Genomic DNA, 20818 nt, shown 5'->3' with positions numbered 1-20818 from the left:
ATGGCAAGCGTTCAACTTAAAAATCTCGAAAAAGTCTATGGCGGCAGCTTCAAGGCCGTGCACGGCATCAATCTCGACGTCGAGGATGGCGAGTTCATGGTGTTCGTCGGCCCTTCCGGCTGCGCCAAATCCACGACGCTGCGCATGGTGGCGGGGCTGGAGGAAATCACCGGCGGCGAAATCCTGATCGGCGACCAGCGCGTCAACGACCTGCCGCCCGGCAAGCGCTCCATCGCCATGGTCTTTCAGAATTATGCGCTTTATCCGCATATGAAGGTGCGCGGCAATCTCGCCTTCGGCCTGAAGATCGCCGGTGTCGCCAGGCCCGAGATCGAAAAGGCAATCGACAATGTCGCGCGCATTCTCGAAATCGAGCCGCTGCTCGACCGTCTGCCGAAGCAGCTCTCCGGCGGGCAGGCGCAGCGTGTGGCGCTGGGCCGCGCGCTCATCAAGAAGCCGGGCGTATTCCTGTTCGATGAGCCGCTGTCCAATCTCGATGCCAAGCTGCGCGCCTCCATGCGGGTGCGCATCACCGATCTGCACCGTCAGCTGAAGGCGGAAGGCCTGTCCTCGACGGTCATTTACGTCACCCATGATCAGACGGAGGCCATGACCATGGGCGACCGTATCTGCGTCATGCAGGCCGGCCGCATCATGCAGGTCGCGACGCCGAAGGAGCTTTACAACCATCCCGCCAATCTCTTCGTCGCCGGCTTCATCGGCACGCCGGAAATGAACCTGGTGGACGTGGCAATCGAGGGCGCGGAGTTCGTCATCGCTGGCCAGCGGCTGCCGATCGGCGCGCATCTGGAGCAACGGCTATCGGCGAGACCCGCGGATGCCGTCATTGGCATCCGCCCGCAGCATTTTTCGCTGGCGGGGGAGACGGATGGCCCGGCGCTGCAGGCGAAACTCACCAATGCGGAATTCATGGGCCACGAGGTCTATCTGCACGCCGATCTAGGCGGTCAGAAGGTCGTCAGCGTCGTTGGCGCGGCGGAATTCGAGGCGCTCGGGCGCGACGGCATCCTGCGACTGAAGCCGGATCCGGAGAAACTGCATATTTTCGACAAGGCCGATGGCCGCAACGTCTCGCTGTGAGGAGGGGACGGGCGTGCCTGATTTTTCGAGGAGGAGAAGAACAATGAAGACGATGACAAGAATGATGGCGATGCTCGCCGGTGCAGCCTATGTGGCGATGGCGACGGCCCCGGCGGCGGGTGCTGCGGAACTGCGCATGTCATGGTGGGGCGGCGAAAGCCGTCATGTCGCCACTCAGAAGGCAATTGCCGCCTGTGGCGAGAAATATGGCCACACGGTGAAGGGCGAATTCACCGGCTTCGACGGGTATCTGGAAAAGCTTACCACGCAGATGGCGGGCAAGACGGAAGCCGATATCGTTCAGGTCAACTGGCCGTGGCTGCCGCTGTTTTCCAAGAACGGCGAAGGTTTTGCCGATCTGCGCCAGCTGAAGCCGCTCGATCTTTCGCAATGGGCCGAGAGCGATCTGGACGCCGGTTCGATGAACGGCGTGCTGCAGGGGCTTTCCGTTTCCACCACCGGCCGCGTCTTCTTCTTCAACGCCACCACCTTCGAAAAGGCCGGCGTTGAAATTCCGAAGACCTGGGACGAGTTTTTCGCGGCAACGAAAACCATCAAGGAAAAGCTCGGCAAGGACTATTACACCTTCAATGCCGTCAAGGAGACTGCCCAGCTGCTGGTGACGCTGGCCGTCGTGCAGAAGACCGGCAAGGATCTGGTCGATCCTAAGACCAACCGCGTGGCCTGGACGCCGGAGGAGCTGGCCGAGGGTATCTCTTTCGTCGGCAAGCTGGTCGAAACCGGCTCCATCCGCTCCCAGAAAGAGGAAGCGGCCGACGGTAACGTCAATCTTTACGAAAAGCCGTCCTGGTCCGAAGGCCGCATCGCCGGTTCCTATGAATGGGATTCGACCTATTCGAAATATGCCGATCCGCTCAAGGAAGGGCAGGTTCTGAAACCGTTCCCGATGCTGAAGCTTGCCGATGCCGTAACAGAGGGCGTCTATCGCAAGCCCTCCATGGTGTTTTCGATCTCGAAAAATTCGAAGAACCCGGAAGCGGCCGCCCAAATCCTGAACTGCCTGCTGAACGAACCGGAAGGGATTGATGCGCTCGGCACCTCACGCGGCCTGCCCGCCTCGAAGGCAGCGGCGGCGCGTCTCGGCGACAAGGGCGAGCCGGAGGTGCGGGCCGCCAACGCCATCGTCATGGCGGCATCGGGACCGGTGGTGTCACCCTTCAACGAACACCCGGAAATCCGCTCGGGCTTCATCGATACGCTTGAGGAATATGCCTATGGCCAGCTGACGGCGGAAGAGGCGGCCGAGCAGATCATCGATACGACCAACGATGTTCTCGCCAAATTCGATTGACGACAATGGCCTGCCGTCGCCTCCATGGCGGCAGGCTCCCTATCCGGATGCCGGATGATGTGAGGCGTGTCCGCCAAAGGTTTGGCCGGACAGGCACCAAAGACGAGAAAAGAGCATGAACGAACCCCTTATCATCGCGTCTTCGGCGCGAACGGCAGCGCTTTGCCTTGCCGTGCCCGGCGCTCGCCATTTCCTTCCGTCCAAAACGGCATGGCATCTGACGTCGGCGGATGGCGCCGAAAGGAGAGGCGAAACCGCGACCGTGGTGACGCTGCTGCCTGATCTCTCCCCGGATACGCGCTATGTCTTCGAAGCGGAGGGGTTTGGACGGCTGGAGTTCAGAACCGCCCCCTGTGCCGGGCTTGTCGAGGCTGCGGAATTTTCCCTGATGCCGGATGTTGCGCTCGATGATGAGACGCGTGCGCGCGCCAATGCGCAGGCGCTGGAAAGAGCCGTGGCTGCGGTGCCGCAGGGCGGCACATTACGTCTCTCGGCCGGTCTCTGGACAGCCTTTCCCGTTCGCCTGAAAAGCAACATGACCTTCCACCTTGCCGAAGGAGCGGTGCTGCGCGCGCCCTCCACCCGCAGGGGCTGGCCGATCCTGCCTGCCCGCGATGAGGCAGGCCGTATGCTCGGAAGCTGGGAAGGCTTGCCGGATGCCTGTTTCGCCGCGCCGGTTCATGCCATCGCGGCCGACAATCTCGTCATCGAGGGCAGGGGCGTTCTCGAGGGTTCGGGCGATAGCGGCGATTGGTGGAGCTGGCCGAAAGAAACCCGCGACGGCGCGCGCCGGCCACGCGGCCTGCATCTCGTTTCCTGCCGGAAGACAAACCTGCTCGGTTTCACCATCCGAAACGCCGCCTCCTGGACGATCCATCCGCAGGGCTGCGAAGACTTGATTGCCGCCGGCCTCAGCATCGTCGCACCCCATGACAGCCCGAACACCGATGGTTTCAACCCCGAAAGCTGCCGCAACGTCACGATATCAGGCGTGCGCTTTTCCGTCGGCGACGATTGCATCGCGGTGAAGGCGGGAAAGCGCGGCCCCGATGGCGAGGACGATCATCTTGCGGAAACGCGCGGCATTCGGGTGCGCCATTGCCTGATGCAGCGCGGCCATGGCGGGCTGGTGATCGGTTCGGAAATGTCCGGCGGCGTGCATGACGTGGCGGTTGAGGATTGCGACATGGTCGGCACGGATCGCGGTCTGCGCCTCAAGACACGGCGCGGGCGGGGCGGCACCGTCAGCAATATCGCCATGCGCCGGGTGCTGCTGGATGGCGTGCAGACCGCGCTTTCCGCCAATGCCCATTACCATTGCGATGCCGATGGACATGACGACTGGGTGCAGTCGCGAAACCCGGCGCCGGTCGATGGCGGCACGCCCTTTATCGACGGCATTAGCGTGGAGGACGTCGAAATTCGCAACCTATCCCATGCCGCCGGCGCTTTTTTAGGCCTTGCCGAAGCGCCCATCCGCAACATCGCCATCCGCAATCTCACCATCGTCTCGCACGATCCGTCGGCTATTGCGACGCCGCCGATCATGGCCGACCGGGTGCGTCCCATGCGCCACGAGGCGATTGTTTTCGAGCAGGCGCATATAGTCTGCGATAATCCCGCCCTGCTGAGCGATGCTTCCGTTTCCATTGTGTCAGATTCCGATTGAGAAAACCGATGAAAGCCACTGAATATTTTGATCAATTCTCCAGTCTCTATAAACATTACAAGGGCGGAAGCTGGTGTTACGAGGATGGATGCGTCTATCGCGGCCTGCAGCAGCTGTTCGAGGCCACCGGCGAGGCGCGCTGGAACGATCATCTGCACCGTCTGGCCGATGCGCAGATAGCGCCAGACGGCACGCTCGCCGGTTACGATCCGCAGGAATATAATATCGACCATATCCTCGCCGGCCGTGTCCTCTTTCCCCTTGCGGCGGAAACGGGTGATCCGCGTTACCTCGCTGCGGCGGAGCATCTGGCGGGGCAACTGCGCAGCCATCCGCGCATCGCATCCGGGAATTACTGGCACAAGAAGCGTTATCCGCATCAGGTCTGGCTGGACGGGCTTTACATGGGGCTTCCTTTCCAGATCGAATATGCGCAGGCGACGGGCCGGGCGGAACTGGTCGACGATGCGCTGCGGCAGTTTTCAGCGGCACTCGCGGCGACCGAGGATAGCGGTGGGCTCTATGCCCATGGTTACGACCACAGCCGCAGCCAGCGCTGGGCGGATCCTCAAAGCGGCAAGTCTCCCGCCATATGGGCGCGCGCGGTCGGCTGGCTCGCCATGGCGCTGGTGGATGCGCTCGCCATCCTGCCGGATGACGGCGCGACGGCGGTGCTTCGCAACAAGACGCGGTTGCTCCTGGCCGGCATCATCGCACGGCAGACCGAGACAGGGCTCTGGATGCAGGTTCTCGACAATCCGGGCCTTGCGGGCAATTACGAGGAAACATCCGCCTCGGCCATGTTTGCCTATGCCTTGCTGCACGCAGTGCGGCTGAAGCTCGTGCAGGGCAAAGAGGCGAATGCCGCCCTTTCGGCGGGTCGCCGCGCGCTTGAGGCGCTTCTTGAAACCCGGCTGAAAGCCGATGAAGAGGGCGTGATGCGCCTCACCGGCATCGTTCATGTCGCGGGCCTTGGCGGCTTTGAGGGCAATTATCGCGATGGAACGCCGGAATATTATCTGACCGAGCCGGTGGTGTCCGACGATGCCAAGGGCGTCGGGCCGCTGATGATGGCCTATGCCGAAAGCCTGCTTCTGGCCAAGCCGCAGGCGCAGGCTGTTTCAGTGGCGTGACGTCACGCCGCCCTTGCGAAGATCACGGTCTGGATCAGGCCCTGTTTCTTGTGGTTGGCGATGGTGATCGTGCCGCCGAAGCGCTCGATGATTTCCCTGGCGATGGCAAGACCAAGACCCACGCCGGGGATTGATTTACGCCGCGCGAGGTCCACCCGGAAGAAGGGTTCGAAAACCCGCCCGATCAGTTCCTGCGGAATGCCGGGGCCTTCATCCCTGATCGTCACGACGATTTCGCTGTCGTCTCCGGTCAGATCGATATGCGCCTTCTTGCCATGGGTAACGGCGTTCAGGATGAGGTTGCGCAGGGCTCTCTTGAGCGCCAGCGGGGCCGCCCTGATGGTCATGGCGGCTTCCGGCTCGATGAAGTCGAGCGCACCCGCGTGACCGAGATCGGAAACATCGCTGACGATCTCGCTGAGAAGCGTACCGATGTCGATCGTCTTGACGCTGTCCTGGCTGACTTCTTCCCGAACCAGAAGAATGGCGCTGTCGGCGATGGCGTCCAACTCCTCGAGGTCCGCCAGCCATTTGGCCCGTTCCTCGTCGTTCTCGATGAATTCCGCCCTCAGCCGCATGCGGGTCATCGGGGTTCTGAGATCGTGGCCGGCGGCGGCGACGAGGCGCATGCGGCTTTCCATCGCCGCCTTCAGGCGGGTGGCGAGTTCGTTCAGCGCCCGCGCAGTGGCGCGGATTTCGCCCGGTCCGGTTTCCGGCAGGTGCGGCAGCGAACCATCGGGCCCGATGCTGGCGGCGGCATTTTCCAGCATGTCGAGCGGGCGGGTGATCTTGCTCGCGGCAAAGATCGAAACGGCGGCGCTGCCGAGAATGATCAGCCCTATCCACATCCCGAAAATTTTCCAGCCGCCCGGCGGCGGACCCATATGCGGGATTTCCGTGACCAGCCAGCCGCCTCTCTCCAGCGCGATAGCCGCCACGGGGGCAGGATTTCCCGGCGAGCGGATGACCATGGCGGTGCGCGGCTCTCCGACGCGGGCCAACGCCTTTTCCAGAAATTCCGAAAGCATGCCGTCGAGATCGCCTTCCGGCGGTTTCTGTTTGATCTGGAAATAACCGGGCTGCTGCAGGGAGGGATCACGCTCGGCCATGGTCACGGCAAAGGCGAGGCTGCGGGCCAGTGGCTCGATGGTGGCGTCAGGCGGCGGCGGCTGCAATGTCCGGTCGGCCACAAAAGTCGCAAGCGCGATGACCGCGATGATGGAGACGATCATCAGCGCCGTGATGCGGTTTCTAAGCGAGCTCATCGCTGCACCGGCAGGGTTTTGACCTGAACCGTCATCTGGTAACCGCCATTGCGCACGGTCTTGAAGATCGGCGTCTGGGTGTCGGCGTCCAGCTTCTTGCGCAAGCGGCTCATCAACACGTCGATGGAGCGGTCGAACGGTCCGCGATCCTTGCCCTGCGTGAGATCGAGAAGCTGATCGCGGGAGAGAAGCCGACCGGGCCTGTCGAGAAAGACTTTCAGCAGATCGAATTCAGCTCCCGTCAAATCTATCTTTTCACCGCTGGCGCGGATGACGGAGCGCTGCTCGGGATCGGCGGTGAAATCCGCAAAACCATAGGCGGCGGATGAGGCGCGGGGCGCTTCCTGCGGTGTGGCGCGGCGCAGCACGGCCTTGATGCGCGCCGTCAGTTCACGCGGATTGAAGGGTTTGCCGAGATAGTCGTCGGCGCCGATTTCCAGCCCGACGATCCGGTCGACATCTTCCTTCAGCGCTGTCAGGAGAATGACCGGCGTGCGCGGCCGGCGGCCCTGCAGATCGCGGCAGATATCGAGGCCGGAACCGTCGGGCAGCATCACGTCGAGCACGATGAGGTCGGGATCGGAACTGGCGATCTTTTCCTCGAACTCACGCCTGTCGGCGGCCATCGACACGCGGAACCCCTGCGAGCTGAGATATTTCGCGAGCAATGTGCGTATTTCCGGATCGTCATCGACGATCAATATATGTGTCACCGAAACTGTCGTCATATCGTCCAACCTTTTGATGCCACTATACATAAGCGCTGAAAAGAAACGGCGGATTTTTGCAACGAAAGCTTGCCGGGGCCGTCCTGGCAACATTCGGTTACAAATAGGCGGTTTGCGGAAGCAGCCCGGAAACATTCGGACCAAAGCCGGAAACGCGATGCTCCTATCGTCCTTTCATGTTGGAAAACGGAAGGAAGGTAAGATGAGAAACTCGCTACTGGCCGCCGCCATCGCGACAGCAACCATGGGCGTTTCCGCCGCCGCGCAGGCGGCGGAAGAGAATGCGCCCGCACCCCGCACGACCGAACAGGCTGCGCCGCCGCCCGCCAATCCCGATCTCGGCCCGGACATCGGCCCGGATCGCGGTCCGGATGAAAGGCCGCTGCCGCCGCATATGCGCAGAATGCCGGGCCCGGATGTTCTCGGGCTGGCGACGAAGCTTTCGGCGGCCGAAATCTATCTCGGCGTCACGCCGGAGCAGCTCGGTCCCTGGCGCGCCTATACCACGGCGCTGATCGATCTCGTTTCTCCCGGCCCGGAGCGCAATCCGTCGCCGCCAGTGCCGGGTGAAGGCAAGGCCAAGCCCGAGCCGCGTCTTGCGGGAGAGGAACTGGCAGGCATCATCGCGCAGAAGGCGGAAAAGGCCAAAGCCCTGCAGGACGCCATTGCGGCGCTGAAACCGAAGCTTTCGCCGCAGCAGGTGATGAAGCTTGCCGAGCTCGAGCGTGCCCTGATGCCGCCTCCGCCTCCCGGCCCGCGTCATGGCCCCGCAGAGCGCGGCGGTTTTGCTCGCCCGCATGGCGACCTGAGACCGCCGGTTCCCGAGGCGGAACGGGGCTGAGGCAAGTTTCGAAGTTTCCTCCTTTAATCTGCCCCCCAGTAAAGGAGGAAATCAGCCGGCAACGGCTGGAGCCGGGGGATCGCACGCCTGCGATCCCCCGCGTGATTTTCAAGCAGGAAGACGATGATGAGATATTTTTATCTGGTGCTGGCAACGGCTTTTGGTTTGAGCTTTGCCTGGTCGGTGGCCGCGGCGAAGGACAAGCCCGTGCAACAGCCGGCGGCTAAATCCCGCCAGGAAGAACAGCGGCGTCAGCCCGCCTGCGCGAAGGATAAACGCGAGAAGACGGATTCCAGACGTCTTCGCAGCACCTGCCGCAAGGCGGCGGCGCGGAAATCCGCTTCTGCCTATGAATGGATCGAAGCGGACAGGGGGTTCATCCTCGTGAAACGCGACATGACGCCGGTTTCTTCCTTCGAGTGAACCGGCTGGACAGGACATCAAGATGAAAACGGCACGCAAGGCAGGCGCATTGCTGGCGGTTGTTGCTCTCGCTGTGGGCGGCTACTGGCTGTCCTCGCAATATACGCGGGCGGCCACACCCGGCTATATCACCGCACCGGTGACGCGCGGCGATATCGAGCAGACGGTGCTGGCGACGGGAACGCTGAAACCCGTTCGCCTTGTCGCCGTCGGCGCGCAGGCCTCCGGCCGCATCACCGCCGTCAGGGTGGCGCTCGGCGATACCGTCAAGGCGGGCGATCTGATCGCCGAAATCGATTCCGTTACCCAGACGAACAGTCTGCGCACGGCGCAGGCGGCCCTGGCGAACGTGAAGGCGCAGCGGGTGGAGAAGCAGGCGACGCTTCTTCTCAACCGCCAGAGCCTTGCCCGTCAGCAGGAGATGGTGTCGAAGAACGCCGCCTCCCGCGCCGATTTCGAAAGCGCCACCGCAGCCCTTGCCGTCACCGAGGCGCAGATCGAAGCCATCGGCGCCCAGATCGAGGAAGCGCAGGTCGCGGTGGAAACGGCCGAGGCCAATCTTGGCTATACCAAGATCACAGCCCCCATCGAAGGCACGGTTCTGTCGATCGTCAGCCAGGAAGGGCAGACCGTCAACGCCACGCAATCCGCGCCAACCATCGTCATCCTCGGCCAGCTCGACCGGATGACGGTGCGCACGGAAATTTCCGAGGCGGATGTAACGCGGGTCAAGCCGGACCTGCCGGTCTATTTCACGGTGCTGGGTGAGCCGCAGCAGCGTTACGACGCGACGCTTGCCTCGATAGAGCCGGCGCCGGAATCGGTGCGCAGCGATTCCAGCTTCAGTTCCTCGACCTCTTCATCCTCCAGCTCGTCCTCTTCCAGCACGTCGTCCTCCGAGGCGATCTATTATAATGGCGTGTTCGAAGTGCCGAACCCGGAAGGCAAGCTGCGTACCTATATGACGGCGGAGGTTCATATCGTTCTCGGCGAAGCGAAGGATGTGCTGACCGTCCCTTCGGCAGCCCTTGGCAGCATGGACAGCGACGGCAGCTATGCCGTGCGCGTGGCCGGCGCCGATGGCAGGGTTTCCGAGCGCAAGGTCGAAATCGGGCTCAACAACAAGGTCACGGCGGAAGTGCGTTCCGGCCTTGCCGAAAACGAGCGCGTGGTGACCGGCGAGCGTTCCGTCGACACCGCCACAAACGCCATGCCGGGGCCGGGCGGCCCGCCGATGGGGCTTTGAAGCATGGCTGAACCTTTGATTTCGCTTAAATCCGTACGGCGGGATTATCCCTCCGGCGAAGGCACGATCAGCGTGCTCAAGAATATCGACCTCACCATCGAGGCCGGTGAGATGGTGGCGATCGTCGGCGCGTCCGGGTCGGGCAAGTCGACGCTGATGAATATTCTCGGCTGCCTCGACCGCCCGACATCGGGTAGCTACAGCATCAGGGGCCGGGAAACGGGCAATCTCGATGCCGACGCGCTTTCGGCGCTCAGGCGCGAAAATCTCGGCTTCATCTTCCAGCGCTACCATCTGCTGGCCGAGTTGACGGCGCTCGGCAATGTCGAAATTCCGGCGATCTATGCCGGCACGACGCAGGCCGACCGCAGGCACAATGCCGCAAGGCTGCTTGGTCGCCTCGGCATGGCGGAACGTCTGGATCACCGTCCCGGCCAGCTTTCCGGCGGCCAGCAGCAGCGCGTTTCCATCGCCCGCGCCCTGATGAACGACGCCGAGATCATTCTTGCCGACGAGCCGACCGGCGCGCTCGACAGCGCCAGCGGCGACGAGGTGCTGCGCATCCTCGGCGAGCTGCATGCTGAAGGCCGCACCGTCATCATCGTTACCCATGACATGTCGATTGCCAGACGCGCCGGGCGGATCATCGAAATCAGCGACGGCACAATCATTTCCGACCGCAGTGCGGATGCAACGCCCGTACCGCAGGACGATGCCAAACCCGCTGCCGTTTCCGGCGGGTCTTCGGGTCTCGCGGGTCTCGTTTCGTCTCTGCGCGAGGCGTTGCGCATGGCGCTTCTGTCGATGCGGGCGCACAAGCTGCGTACCTTTCTCACCATGCTCGGCATCATCATCGGCATCGCCTCGGTCATCAGCGTCGTGGCGCTGGGGCAGGGGTCGCAGCAGCGGGTGCTGCAGAACATATCAAGCCTCGGCACCAACACGCTTGAAATCTTCGCCGGCAAGGATTTCGGCGACATAAGGTCGGGCAAGATCACCACGCTCGTCGTTTCCGATGCCGAAGCGCTTGCCAAGCAATCCTATGTCGCGGCGGTCACGCCGACGGTCTCGACCTCCAGCACGGTGCGCTTCGGCGCGAAGGAGGCGAATGCGCTGGTGAACGGCGTCAGCGAGCGTTATTTCGTCGCCAAGGGCACCAAGCTGTCGCAGGGCCGCTTTTTCGATGGCGGAAGCGTCGCGCAGAAGGCGCAGGAAGTGGTGATCGACGAAAATACCCGCAAATCGCTGTTTGCGGATTTCGATGGCACCCCTGTCGGCCAGGTCATTCTCATCGGCAAGGTGCCGGCCCGCATCGTCGGCGTCACGCAGGCGCAGCAGGGCGGTTTCGGCTCAAGCCAGAACCTGTCGCTTTACCTGCCCTATACCGCCGTCCAGTCGCGCTTTCTCGGCAGCCTGTCGCTGCGCAGCATCACGGTGCAGGTGAGTGACGATACCGATGCCTCAATCGCCGAGCAGGCGGTGACGACTCTTCTGACCCAGCGGCACGGCACACGAGATTTCTACATTCTCAATACCGACGATATCCGCCAGACCATCACCAGCACCACGCAGACGCTGACCCTTCTGATCGCCGCCATTGCGGTGATTTCGCTGCTGGTCGGCGGCATCGGGGTGATGAACATCATGCTCGTTTCCGTGTCTGAACGCGTATCGGAAATCGGCGTGCGCATGGCGGTCGGCGCACGGCGCACCGATATTCTGCGGCAGTTCCTCATCGAGGCGGTGCTTGTGTGCATCATCGGCGGTACGCTGGGCGTGCTGGGCAGCCTCGGCTTTGGCGCGCTTTTCTCCGCCTTCAGCAGCAATTTCGCCATGGTCTATTCCACGACGTCAATCATCGCCGCCTTCGTCTGCTCGACGCTGATCGGTGTTGTCTTCGGTTATCTGCCGGCGCGCAATGCGTCGAAACTCGATCCCGTCGCGGCTTTGTCTGCTGGGTAAATCCCCCCGCCGGTCACGCCTTGTTTTTTTCGACGAAGCGGATGGCGTCGCCAACGGTCAGGATCGTGCTTGCGGCGGAATCTGGAATTTCCACCCCGAATTCCTCTTCGATTTCCATGACGATCTGAACGGTCTCGAGCGAATCCGCACCGAGATCGTCAGCAAAACTGGCCTCGTCCACGATGGTGGCAGGGTCTGCGCCAAGCTGGTCCACGATGATTTTTCTGATACGTTCTGCAATGGTGGACATGGTAAGACTCCGCGAAAGTTGCCTGCCGTCTAATTCCGCTCCATCTGAATTTGCGCCGAAGATATCCAAGCGAAATCAAGCTGAATTTCGAAAGGACAGGCCGCAGAGTCAAAGGCTCGGAAGATCGATGACATCCGGACGTAGCACGCCTTTCGCAGCCGCGAAAGGGTGTCGATCACCCGTTAGTATTCCATAATAATATGGGACGTTCGCCACGTTAAACAGTTTGTGACTGGCAGCGGTGAACCGCAACGCGGTAAAGCTCGTTACCTGTGAACCTTAAATCCGTCAGCCACACCGAGCCTCATGCCATGGTCCAGTCGTCCCCGGAACGCTTCATATTGCTCGACGGCATAAGGGGCGTGGCCGCCCTTTTTATCGTCCACCGCCATGCCGAAGACCTGTTCGGGAAAAGCACGGCTTCGAGCTATCTCGCCGTGGATCTGTTCTTTGCGCTCAGCGGTTTTGTGCTCGCGCATGCCTATAGCCGGAAACTGGCCGAAGGGGCGATTACGCCAGGCTTTTTCATGAAGGCGCGCTTCGCACGTCTTTACCCTCTTTATGGGCTGGCGCTGGCCCTGATGGCGGCATATTTCATCTGCCTCTACGTGCTGGGCCTGCCGACGCCGATCGACGATCTGCATCGTCTTATCGATCCCGGCGAGCTTGCTTTCGCCCTGGTAACGGGGCTGCTCTTTTTGCCGGCACCCTTCACGCTCACTCTGAACGGCGCGCTGTTTCTCGTCAGCCCGGCATGGTCGCTTTTCAACGAGCTGGTGGTGAATGCGTTTTACGCCCGCTTCGGTGTCCGGGCCACGATGAAACAGACCGCCGCGGTGCTCATTGTCAGCGCCCTTGTGCTGATGGTGGCTGCTGCCGAGTTCGGCCGTCTGCATGCCGGTTTTCGCTGGCATGAAATGTATGCCGGCATGGGGCGGGTGTTCTTCTCGTTTTTTGCCGGCGTGCTGATTTACCGTTTCCGCAATCGCGCACCGCAGTTCAAACCTTTTCAGGCGGCGCTTTGCCTTCTGCTGGTCTGTTTCATTCTGGCCGTGCCCATGTTGCGCGAGCTTCGGCCGTTCTTCGATCTTGCGGTTGTCCTCGTCGTCTGGCCGCTGCTGCTGTTCGTCGCCAGCAAGACGGTTCCGGGGCGCGGGGTCGGAATGGTGTCGGTGTTTCTCGGCACGGCGTCCTATGCGGTCTATGTGCTGCATATTCCGCTTCTGGCCTGGACGGAGCTTCTGATCCCGGCGGTGCACCGGGAAAACCTGGCTTTGCCGGCCGGAATTGTTTTCCTCATCGCCACGACGTGCCTGTCATGGTGGCTGACGGTCCATTACGATCAGCCCGTTCAGAAATGGCTGAAGAACCGGTTGAGAAAGCGGAGTGAAATCCGCCAGCCGGTATGACCCTGCCTTGCGGCTGCAAACCTCAATAATGGGCGAAAATCGGGGCAGTCAGCACGAAAGCTGCGACGAGGCTGATGATCGTCAGTTTCGCCGCTCGCATGCGGCGCATTTTGCGGCCGCTCCAGTCATACGTCATACTCACCTCCACGCAGACGCAAAACTTACCGGCATGGGAAACAACGCCAGCCTCGCGAAGACCGGTTATGGTCCCGCTACGCACAGGGTGCACATTCCATACCCAAGCTTCCCGGGACACGCCTGATCGCGCGCGGGACGCTCAATTTCAGTGTTGCCTGATATACGGCTTTTGCCAAGCCGTTATTTTCATCGGTGATTTTGAAGGCCGCCACGGAAAGGGCGGCAAGCCCAATCACCGGTAAAGGGGCGGCAGACCCTGAATGGCGTAACGCGGCAGCGGTTTCCACGGTTTGACGCGTTCATGTTTGTGAACGCCGAACAGGAACAGCATTTCCTCGGAGATATCGGCAGGGTCGGTCAAGCCATCCTGAAAGAGCTCGATCACCTTGCGGGCGGCATTGTTGTAAAGAATGGCTTCGTCATCCATGGTGTGACGATCGTAACCGAGACCTTCCAGCACCGACTGGAGCATTTTCAGGTCCTGCGATGTGATGATGCAATTTTCATATGCGGAAGACATGGCGTCCTCCTTTCTTGTGGGGTTCGCAAAAGCCGGAGCGTCGCGCCTCAATCGGGAGATGGTGCGGGGACGCTTCAACGCCTTGAAACGCGGGCGACGTCGGGGAAACCGTTCCCGGGCCGTTCCGTCATGCATGTCGCGTGAATAAGGATCGTGCCCGCCGGGCAACAGGCGGGACAGGGCTGGGAGTGCAACAGGCCTGACGGCGGCAACGCCCTTTAATTACCGATGGAGAAGCTTGCGCCGTTTAGGGGGAATAGGCAAGCTAATTCCGTTAACGGAGACAACGCAGCAGCCGCTGCCGCAGGCAACAAAAAAGGCCGGGGCAATATTGCACCGACCTTCCTCATATCGCTCTCAACACCAGTGCCAGTACATCCGTGGTCAAAAGTCTGAAGCGACTAAAACAACTGCGAACGTCGATTTCATTCGCGCTCACCAGCAGTTGCCATGAGAGCTGTTTAAATGGGCAATGTGGCCAAAACAAGTCCGGCATGGATGGCGATGCTTTTATTCGCCGTGACTTGTCGGCCCGCTTGGTGCCTATTTCTTTTTGCTATCTGCTGTCGTGGCGTTTGCGAATTTGACCTGCGAACCGGCGGGCGGCGCGGCAGGTGCTTTCGTCTTGTCCTTCTTCGGTTTGCGGATTTCCTTGTTGCTGCGCAATTGACCCTTGGCCATGGTGTCCTCCTCCTGTTGGATTGATGCGGCCTCGAGCGGCTATGAGACAATCCGTTCAAGGCCTGTTCGAGCGGGCGATGCTGGAAATCCGGCCAGTCAGTTCTTGCCGGATCGTTTTTTTGCGGAAACCGGCGCGTCGGGGATAATCGTCGCTTCCTGCGCTTCGCGAAGCTGGCGAAGGCGTTCCGTTTTGCGGGCGCGCTGGTCGGCCTCGGCGTTTATGATCTGCTTTGCGGCGTTATCCGTCAATGACGCCCTGTCCTGTGCGGATAGTTTGCCGGGTTTGAAAAAAGCTTCCTTTGACGCGGCCATGGCATTCTCCTTTATGGAAGAGCGGTATCGGACGGCTAGGGGCGCGTAACCTTTTTGGGGGGGCGGGCAGCAGCCCTTCGCGCTGAATTTTCTTCTTTGCCCTCTTGCGGCGGTGGCGCATGGCTTCCGCTTCTTCGCGGACGCGCTTTTCCCTGGCCCAAAAACAAAAGGCCGGGCTTTGACCCGACCTCTCACGATCATTCTAACCTGCAGCCAGTACATCCGTGGTCTGCGGGGTCAAATGACGAATATCAAGCTGCCTGAAGGTTATCAGCCGAGCTTTTGCCGGACCGACGGTCCTGGACGATCTCGTAGCTAATCTTCTGGCCGTCGTTCAGCGAACGCATGCCAGCGCGCTCAACAGCGGAGATGTGAACGAAAACGTCCGTGCCGCCATTGTCAGGCTGAATGAAGCCGAAGCCCTTGGTGGCGTTGAACCACTTTACAGTACCAGTGTTCATAACGATTTCCTTTCGTAGAATCGTTGTGGTTCCCGCGATACCTTGCGGGATAAGATCGATTATTTGAGAGGAAATCCGACGGGGAACAGTCTGTTCCAGAACGACGTCACAAGCAATGGTCGATGAAGAAAATATAGGCGCAATTTTTGATTTTGCAATGGGCATTGAAGGAAAAAGCACCGGCGAGCGACCTATCATTGGCTAAGTATCTGGTTCACGGTGCTATTTCCTGCTGACCCAAACGTGCGCCCGGTTTGGCGCGGCCTTTGGTTTCGCGCGCATCAGCCTCCGCCGGGAGACACGTCTTTCGCACCGTCATCCGGCAGGCTGCCTGCGCCGGGCGTCTTGTCATAGTCGGTGAGGGACGGTTTGGCGTGCGGGCCGGCGGGAGGAATCTCGTTCGGGCTGGAAGACCCTTTGTCGAGCGTTTTCGGCTTCGTTTTCTTCGTCATGTCGCGTCCTCCTTTTGGTGGGAAAACGCTGGGGAAAAGGCGCGGGTTCCGTTTCCACGCCGCAAGGGCGCGCTTTTCCGCCGTCAGCGGCGGGAACGCGGCTTTTTCTCTTCCCTGTTCATATCTCGCCCGACCCATTTGAAAAATACGACGAGGCTGACGCCGATGATGATGAGCGGAACGAAGGATTCAAAACTGGACATGACTCACTCTTTCTTCCCCCGGCGATCATTTTACCGGCATGGAAGAAGCGCGTAATCTGCGGAATATCGTCCGTTCTTTTTTGGCCATTGCTGTCTGCGGCCCAGCTGCCGATGGGCCGCAGATGAAGGCGGTTAAACCGGCAACGATTTCACCGCCGCCGTGCCGCCTTCACGGGCGCTTTTCAGCGCCGCCACGCCTGTCAGAACGGACATGGCGCCGGCGCGCGAACCCGCCCGCTGCCGCAGCCGGTCGTTGGAGCCGGGCTTGAAGATCATGTCGCGCATGCGGTTGTCGCCGCCATAATGGCCGCCGGGCTCATGCGGCACCCATATGCGTTCGACACCGCCGCCGAAGCTTTTCACCAGCAGGATTTCATCGGCCGGCGGTTCCGTCCAGGGTTGCTTTTCATACTGGCGCATCTCGATGCGGCCCTTATGGCCGTTGAAGGCGATGTGATGGCCCTCGATCGGCATATAGGTGTTGAGCGAATAGGAGACCTGCACGCCGGTGGCATAACGGATCGAGGCGCTCATCGTGTCGGGAATGTCGATCTCCTCGCGGAAGACGCAGGCATCGCGCACATAACCGTCCACCGTCGAAGGGTCTTCATAAAGCGCATCGAGGAAAGGATCGGCGCCGAGATCCATGAAATAATCGCACTCGTTCTTGTGCGGACAGGTACGACAGCGCGTTCCGCGGAACGGGCCGTTCTTGCCATAATGCAGCAATTGCCCGAAGCCCTTCACTTCCACGGGATCGGAATCGAGATACCAGTTCAGCAGATCGAAATGGTGCGTCGCCTTGTGCACGAACAGGCTGCCGGAATGTTCGGTAAAGGCGTGCCAGCGGCGGAAGTAGTCCGCGCCGTGCTGGTTGTCGAGATACCAGTGGAAATCGACCGAGGTGACGGTGCCGATTGCGCCGTCGTCGATCAGCTCCTTGATGCGGGCGGCGGTGGGAGAGAAACGGTAATTGAAGGACACATCGACCCGGCGGCCACTTTTGGCCTCCGCCGCGCGGATGCGGTCGATCTTTTCCGGGGTGGTGGTCATGGGCTTTTCGCTGATGACATCGGCCCCCCCTTCCAGCGCGCGGATGATGATGTCGTCATGGGTGTCGTCAGGTGTGCAGACGATCACCAGTTCGGGTCGCTGTTCCTCCATCATCCGGTCGAAATCGTCATAAAGCGGTGCGTTCGATCCCATCATGGCGCGGGCGCGTTCGGCGCGCATCAGGTTCAGGTCGCAAATGCCGACCAGTTCGACATAATCGCTCCAGCCGGCCAGAAGTTCGCGGCCCCACATGGTGGTGCCGCGATTGCCGGTGCCGACCAGCGCATAGCGTTTGCGTTTCACCTTTTCAGGCATCGTATCTCTCCCGGATAATCAACAAACAGTCTTGAAACGCTCGACCACGGTGGCGAGGACCTCGTCCATCGGGCGCGCCTGCCAGCGATGCGAAAAGATTTCCACTTCCTGCGGGCCGTGGAAGCCGGCAGCCTCGATCATGGCGCGAAATACCTTGAGGTCAATCACGCCGTCGCCCATCATACCGCGATCGTTGAGCGGATCGGTCGTCGGCACCAGCCAGTCGCAGATATGGTGGGCGAGAATTTGCCCGTTCCTGCCGGCGCGCGCCACCTGTTCCTCCAGTTCCGGGTCCCACCAGACGTGATAGACGTCGATGGCGACGCCGGTGCCGGCACCCAGCCTGTCGCAGAGATCGAGCGATTGTTCCAGCGTGTTGAAGCAGGCGCGGTCGGCGGCATAGAAGGGGTGCAGCGGCTCGATGGCGAGCGGCACGCCGGCCGCCCGCGCATAGGGCAGAAGTTCGGCCATGCCGTCCTCCACCATCTGCCGGGCGCCTTTCAGATCGCGTGAGCCGGCGGGCAGGCCGCCGACGACAAGCACGAGGCAATCGGCCTTCATGGCGGCGGCCTCATCGACGGCGCGTTTATTGTCCTCGACGGCGAGGCGGCGGCCTTCGGCATTGGGGGCGGGGAAGAAGCCGCCCCGGCAATGGCCGCTGAGGCGCAGCCCGTTCCGTTCCACTATGCGGGCGGCTTCAGCAAGGCCGACGCCATGCACCTGCTCGCGCCAGGGCGAGATGGCGGTAATGCCATGGGCAAGGCAGGCATCGACGATTGCGCCGAAATCGCCGCCCTGCCGCACGGTGGCGAAATTGATGGAAAGGCCTTCAAGGCTCATTTCGGTATCTCCCCTTGTTTTGCGTCACCCGATGCCACGGACGGCCAGAAACGCTTTCATGCGCTGCGCCGCCAGATCCGGCTCGGCCAGCACATTGGCCTTGTCCGCCAGCCGGAAAAGCTCGGCGAAATGCTGCGTGGAGCGGGTGCTTTCCTGTCCGCCGACCATGGTGAAGTGGTCCTGCAATCCGTTGAGATAGGCGAGGAACACCACGCCGGTCTTGTAGAAGCGGGTCGGGGCCTTGAAGATATGGCGCGACAGCGCCACCGTCGGCTCCAGAATATCGAAGAACTCGTTGTCCGCGCCACGCTTCAGGCTGGCAAGCGCCTTGGAAGCGGCCGGCGCAATGGCGTCGAAAATGCCGAGCAGAGCGTCAGAGTGCCCCTGTTCGTCGCCGGCGATCAGTTCGGCGTAGTTGAAGTCGTCGCCGGTATACATGCGCACGCCTGCCGGCAGGCGACGGCGCATGACGATTTCCTTTTCCTTGGAGAGAAGCGAAATCTTGATGCCATCAATCTTGTCGGCATTCTCCTCGATCATGGCAAGGCAGGTTTCCATGGCCTGCATGTGGTCACCGGAACCCCAGTAACCCTCAAGCGCGGGATCGAACATTTCGCCCAGCCAGTGAATTACCACTTTCTGCTCGGCGCGGGAAAGCACCCTTGCATAAGCCTTGAGATAATCGTCTGGTGAGCGGGCAGCAGCGGCCAGTGCGCGGCTCGCCATCAGGATAACGCGCCCGCCTTCTCCATGAACAAAATCAAGTTGTTCCATGTAAGAGCCGACAATCTGGTTCAGGTCGTAACTGCCGCCATTCAGATGATCGGTGCCGACGCCGCAGGCAATCAGCGCGTCCTTGCGGCTGGCTGCTTCCTTCAGCGAACGGGAGATCAGTTCCTGCGCCTGCGGCCAAGCGAGCCCCATGCCGCGTTGTGCCGTGTCCATCGCCTCGGCGACACCGAGGCCAAGGTCCCACAGGCGGTGACGGAAACGCAGCGTGGCGTCCCAGTCGATGGCGGGTGTCAACCACGGGTCGTTATCGGCAAGCGGATCGGCCACCACGTGGGCGGCGGCGAAAGCGACGCGGTTGAAATCCGCCGCACTGCGTTTTTCAACGGCGACGGGCGTGCCTGATAGTTTGTAGACCTCGATGCTGCGGTCATCCTTCGGAAGCTTGAGTTCGCTCACCGTCGCCTCCTCAGGAAAGGGCGGGAACGTCGAGCCAGCGGCGTTCCTTCCAGGATTTCAGTCCAAGCTCGGCCAGCTGCACGCCCTTCACGCCTTCCATGAGGCCATAGGGCCACGGGTCGTTGTCGACGAGGTGGCGCACGAACATTTCCCACTGCGCCTTGAAGCCGTTGTCATAGACGACATTGTCCGGCACTTCCTGCCACGTCTTGTAGAAATCGATGGTCTGCGGCTGGTCGGGGTTCCACACCGGCTTCGGTGTGTTGGTGCGGTGCTGGGTAAAGCATTTGGTCAGGCCCGCCACCGCGGAACCATGAGTGCCGTCCACCTGGAAGGTCACGAGATCGTCGCGGCGCACCCGCACCGCCCATGAGGAGTTGATGTGGGCGATAGCGCCGCCTTCCAGCTCGAAGGTGGCATAAGCGGCATCATCGGCATCCGCCTTATAGGCTTTGCCCTGCTCGTCGAAACGTTCCGGAATATGGGTCGCACCGAGGCAGCTGACGGATTTCACCGGACCGAACAGATTGTCGAGCACATAACGCCAGTGGCACAGCATATCGAGAATGATGCCACCGCCATCTTTCAGACGGTAGTTCCATGAGGGGCGCTGCGCCGGCTGCCAGTCGCCCTCGAACACCCAGTACCCGAACTCGCCGCGCACCGAGAGGATTTTGCCGAAAAAGCCGCTGTCGCGCAGCATGGCGAGCTTGCGCAGACCGGGCAGGAACAGCTTGTCCTGCACCACGCCGTGCTTGATGCCGGCGCTTTCGGCGAGCCGGGCAATCGCCAGCGCCTCTTCCATCGTGTCGGAAATCGGCTTTTCGCAATAAACGTTCTTGCCGGCCTTGATGGCTTTCTCCAGCAGGCTGCCGCGCATCTGCGTCGTGCCTGCATCGAAAAAAAGCGTATCGTCAGGGTTCGCCAGCGCCGCATCGATATCGGTCGTCCAGCGGGCGACATTGTGCTTTTTCGCGATTTCCTCGATCTTTGCGCCGGTGCGGCCGACCAGAATGGGGTCGAGCATGACCCTTTCGCCGTTCTTCAAAACCACGCCGCCCTGATCGCGAATGGCGAGAACGGAGCGCACGAGGTGCTGGTTGTAACCCATGCGGCCGGTGATGCCGTGCATGATGACGCCGATACGTTTCATGAATTTCCTCCCAAGGCGGCCTCTTCCCGAAAGCCGCTTCCGTCAAACATGGCAATTTGTAACCATTTGGTTATTTGTGGTCGTGAAGGATGCGATCTGTCAAGGTGTTTTTGACAGGAAAAATTCATGGTCTGACGACCGTTGTGTTTTGGTGTTTACGCCG

21 protein-coding genes and 1 pseudogene are annotated in these 20818 nt (G+C 61.1%); 9 read left to right on the top strand and 13 right to left on the bottom strand.

The window, feature by feature from the left end:
* From ACQZ5K_RS03990 to ACQZ5K_RS03975, 4 genes are all read left to right on the top strand, one after another.
* Entirely contained in the window at window positions 1-1101 is a 1101-nt protein-coding gene (locus tag ACQZ5K_RS03990; RefSeq protein WP_137004562.1) for an ABC transporter ATP-binding protein, read from the top strand.
* Between the two features lie 43 nt (window positions 1102-1144).
* Window positions 1145-2413 (top strand): ABC transporter substrate-binding protein, encoded by a 1269-nt coding sequence (locus ACQZ5K_RS03985; RefSeq protein ID WP_065656160.1) that lies wholly within the window; start codon window positions 1145-1147, stop codon window positions 2411-2413.
* A gap of 115 nt (window positions 2414-2528) precedes the next feature.
* Window positions 2529-4082 (top strand): polygalacturonase PglA, encoded by a 1554-nt coding sequence (gene pglA / locus ACQZ5K_RS03980; RefSeq protein WP_137004561.1) that lies wholly within the window; start codon window positions 2529-2531, stop codon window positions 4080-4082.
* A gap of 8 nt (window positions 4083-4090) precedes the next feature.
* Window positions 4091-5215 (top strand): glycoside hydrolase family 88/105 protein, encoded by a 1125-nt coding sequence (locus ACQZ5K_RS03975; protein WP_137004560.1) that lies wholly within the window; start codon window positions 4091-4093, stop codon window positions 5213-5215.
* Window positions 5216-5217: 2 nt separating this feature from the next.
* Here ACQZ5K_RS03975 and ACQZ5K_RS03970 read toward each other — a convergent pair whose 3' ends face one another.
* Window positions 5218-6480: an ATP-binding protein gene (locus ACQZ5K_RS03970; RefSeq protein ID WP_137004559.1), complete on the bottom strand. Its 1263-nt coding sequence runs from the start codon at window positions 6478-6480 to the stop codon at window positions 5218-5220.
* Entirely contained in the window at window positions 6477-7208 is a 732-nt protein-coding gene (locus ACQZ5K_RS03965; RefSeq protein ID WP_210241513.1) for a response regulator, read from the bottom strand. The genes ACQZ5K_RS03970 and ACQZ5K_RS03965 overlap by 4 nt, the downstream gene beginning before the upstream one ends.
* Window positions 7209-7410: 202 nt before the next feature.
* Between ACQZ5K_RS03965 and ACQZ5K_RS03960 the strand changes: the two genes are divergently transcribed.
* The 4 genes from ACQZ5K_RS03960 (at window position 7411) to ACQZ5K_RS03945 (ending at window position 11680) form a co-directional block, all read left to right on the top strand.
* A complete protein-coding gene (locus ACQZ5K_RS03960) occupies window positions 7411-8049 on the top strand; it encodes a hypothetical protein (RefSeq protein WP_137004557.1) in 639 nt (212 codons plus the stop codon).
* A 126-nt stretch (window positions 8050-8175) separates the two neighbouring features.
* Window positions 8176-8472: a hypothetical protein gene (locus ACQZ5K_RS03955; RefSeq protein ID WP_137004556.1), complete on the top strand. Its 297-nt coding sequence runs from the start codon at window positions 8176-8178 to the stop codon at window positions 8470-8472.
* A gap of 22 nt (window positions 8473-8494) precedes the next feature.
* On the top strand, window positions 8495-9718 hold the full coding sequence (locus ACQZ5K_RS03950; protein ID WP_137004555.1) for an efflux RND transporter periplasmic adaptor subunit: 1224 nt from the start codon (window positions 8495-8497) through the stop codon (window positions 9716-9718).
* 3 nt (window positions 9719-9721) lie between these two features.
* Complete coding sequence (locus ACQZ5K_RS03945) at window positions 9722-11680, top strand: MacB family efflux pump subunit (RefSeq protein WP_137004554.1); 1959 nt, start codon at window positions 9722-9724, stop codon at window positions 11678-11680.
* A 13-nt stretch (window positions 11681-11693) separates the two neighbouring features.
* On the opposite strand, the gene ACQZ5K_RS03940 is transcribed toward ACQZ5K_RS03945, so the two are convergent.
* The gene (locus tag ACQZ5K_RS03940) at window positions 11694-11930 is read right to left on the bottom strand and encodes an acyl carrier protein (protein WP_003520197.1); all 237 of its coding nucleotides are present in this window, start codon (window positions 11928-11930) and stop codon (window positions 11694-11696) included.
* 311 nt (window positions 11931-12241) lie between these two features.
* On the opposite strand from ACQZ5K_RS03940, the gene ACQZ5K_RS03935 reads away from it, so the two are divergent.
* The gene (locus ACQZ5K_RS03935; protein ID WP_137004553.1) at window positions 12242-13339 is read left to right on the top strand and encodes an acyltransferase family protein; all 1098 of its coding nucleotides are present in this window, start codon (window positions 12242-12244) and stop codon (window positions 13337-13339) included.
* A 370-nt stretch (window positions 13340-13709) separates the two neighbouring features.
* Here ACQZ5K_RS03935 and ACQZ5K_RS03930 read toward each other — a convergent pair whose 3' ends face one another.
* From ACQZ5K_RS03930 to ACQZ5K_RS03885, 10 genes and pseudogenes are all read right to left on the bottom strand, one after another.
* Complete coding sequence (locus ACQZ5K_RS03930) at window positions 13710-13997, bottom strand: hypothetical protein (RefSeq protein WP_137004552.1); 288 nt, start codon at window positions 13995-13997, stop codon at window positions 13710-13712.
* Between the two features lie 543 nt (window positions 13998-14540).
* Entirely contained in the window at window positions 14541-14678 is a 138-nt protein-coding gene (locus ACQZ5K_RS03925; RefSeq protein ID WP_175422107.1) for a hypothetical protein, read from the bottom strand.
* Window positions 14679-14774: 96 nt separating this feature from the next.
* Window positions 14775-14990, bottom strand: coding sequence for a hypothetical protein (locus tag ACQZ5K_RS03920; protein ID WP_080821088.1), 216 nt, complete (start codon window positions 14988-14990; stop codon window positions 14775-14777).
* 43 nt (window positions 14991-15033) lie between these two features.
* Window positions 15034-15141 (bottom strand): annotated as a pseudogene (locus ACQZ5K_RS03915) (30S ribosomal protein S21); the annotation flags it as partial.
* A gap of 100 nt (window positions 15142-15241) precedes the next feature.
* Window positions 15242-15451 carry a cold-shock protein gene (locus ACQZ5K_RS03910; RefSeq protein ID WP_003508146.1) on the bottom strand — a complete coding sequence of 70 codons (210 nt, stop codon included), beginning with the start codon at window positions 15449-15451 and terminating at the stop codon, window positions 15242-15244.
* Between the two features lie 281 nt (window positions 15452-15732).
* On the bottom strand, window positions 15733-15903 hold the full coding sequence (locus tag ACQZ5K_RS03905) for a hypothetical protein (protein ID WP_175422106.1): 171 nt from the start codon (window positions 15901-15903) through the stop codon (window positions 15733-15735).
* A 335-nt stretch (window positions 15904-16238) separates the two neighbouring features.
* Window positions 16239-17474 (bottom strand): Gfo/Idh/MocA family protein, encoded by a 1236-nt coding sequence (locus tag ACQZ5K_RS03900; RefSeq protein WP_137004551.1) that lies wholly within the window; start codon window positions 17472-17474, stop codon window positions 16239-16241.
* 18 nt (window positions 17475-17492) lie between these two features.
* Entirely contained in the window at window positions 17493-18314 is an 822-nt protein-coding gene (locus ACQZ5K_RS03895) for a sugar phosphate isomerase/epimerase family protein (protein ID WP_448739701.1), read from the bottom strand.
* Window positions 18315-18338: 24 nt separating this feature from the next.
* Complete coding sequence (locus ACQZ5K_RS03890) at window positions 18339-19502, bottom strand: dihydrodipicolinate synthase family protein (protein ID WP_448739700.1); 1164 nt, start codon at window positions 19500-19502, stop codon at window positions 18339-18341.
* Window positions 19503-19512: 10 nt separating this feature from the next.
* Window positions 19513-20655 (bottom strand): Gfo/Idh/MocA family protein, encoded by a 1143-nt coding sequence (locus tag ACQZ5K_RS03885; protein WP_175422105.1) that lies wholly within the window; start codon window positions 20653-20655, stop codon window positions 19513-19515.
* Between the last annotated feature and the right edge of the window lie 163 nt (window positions 20656-20818).

It is taken from the genome of Agrobacterium sp. 22-226-1 (genome assembly GCF_053522345.1).
The sequence above is the reverse complement of the archived record's forward strand: the minus strand, read 5'-3'. Positions and strand labels throughout refer to the sequence as shown.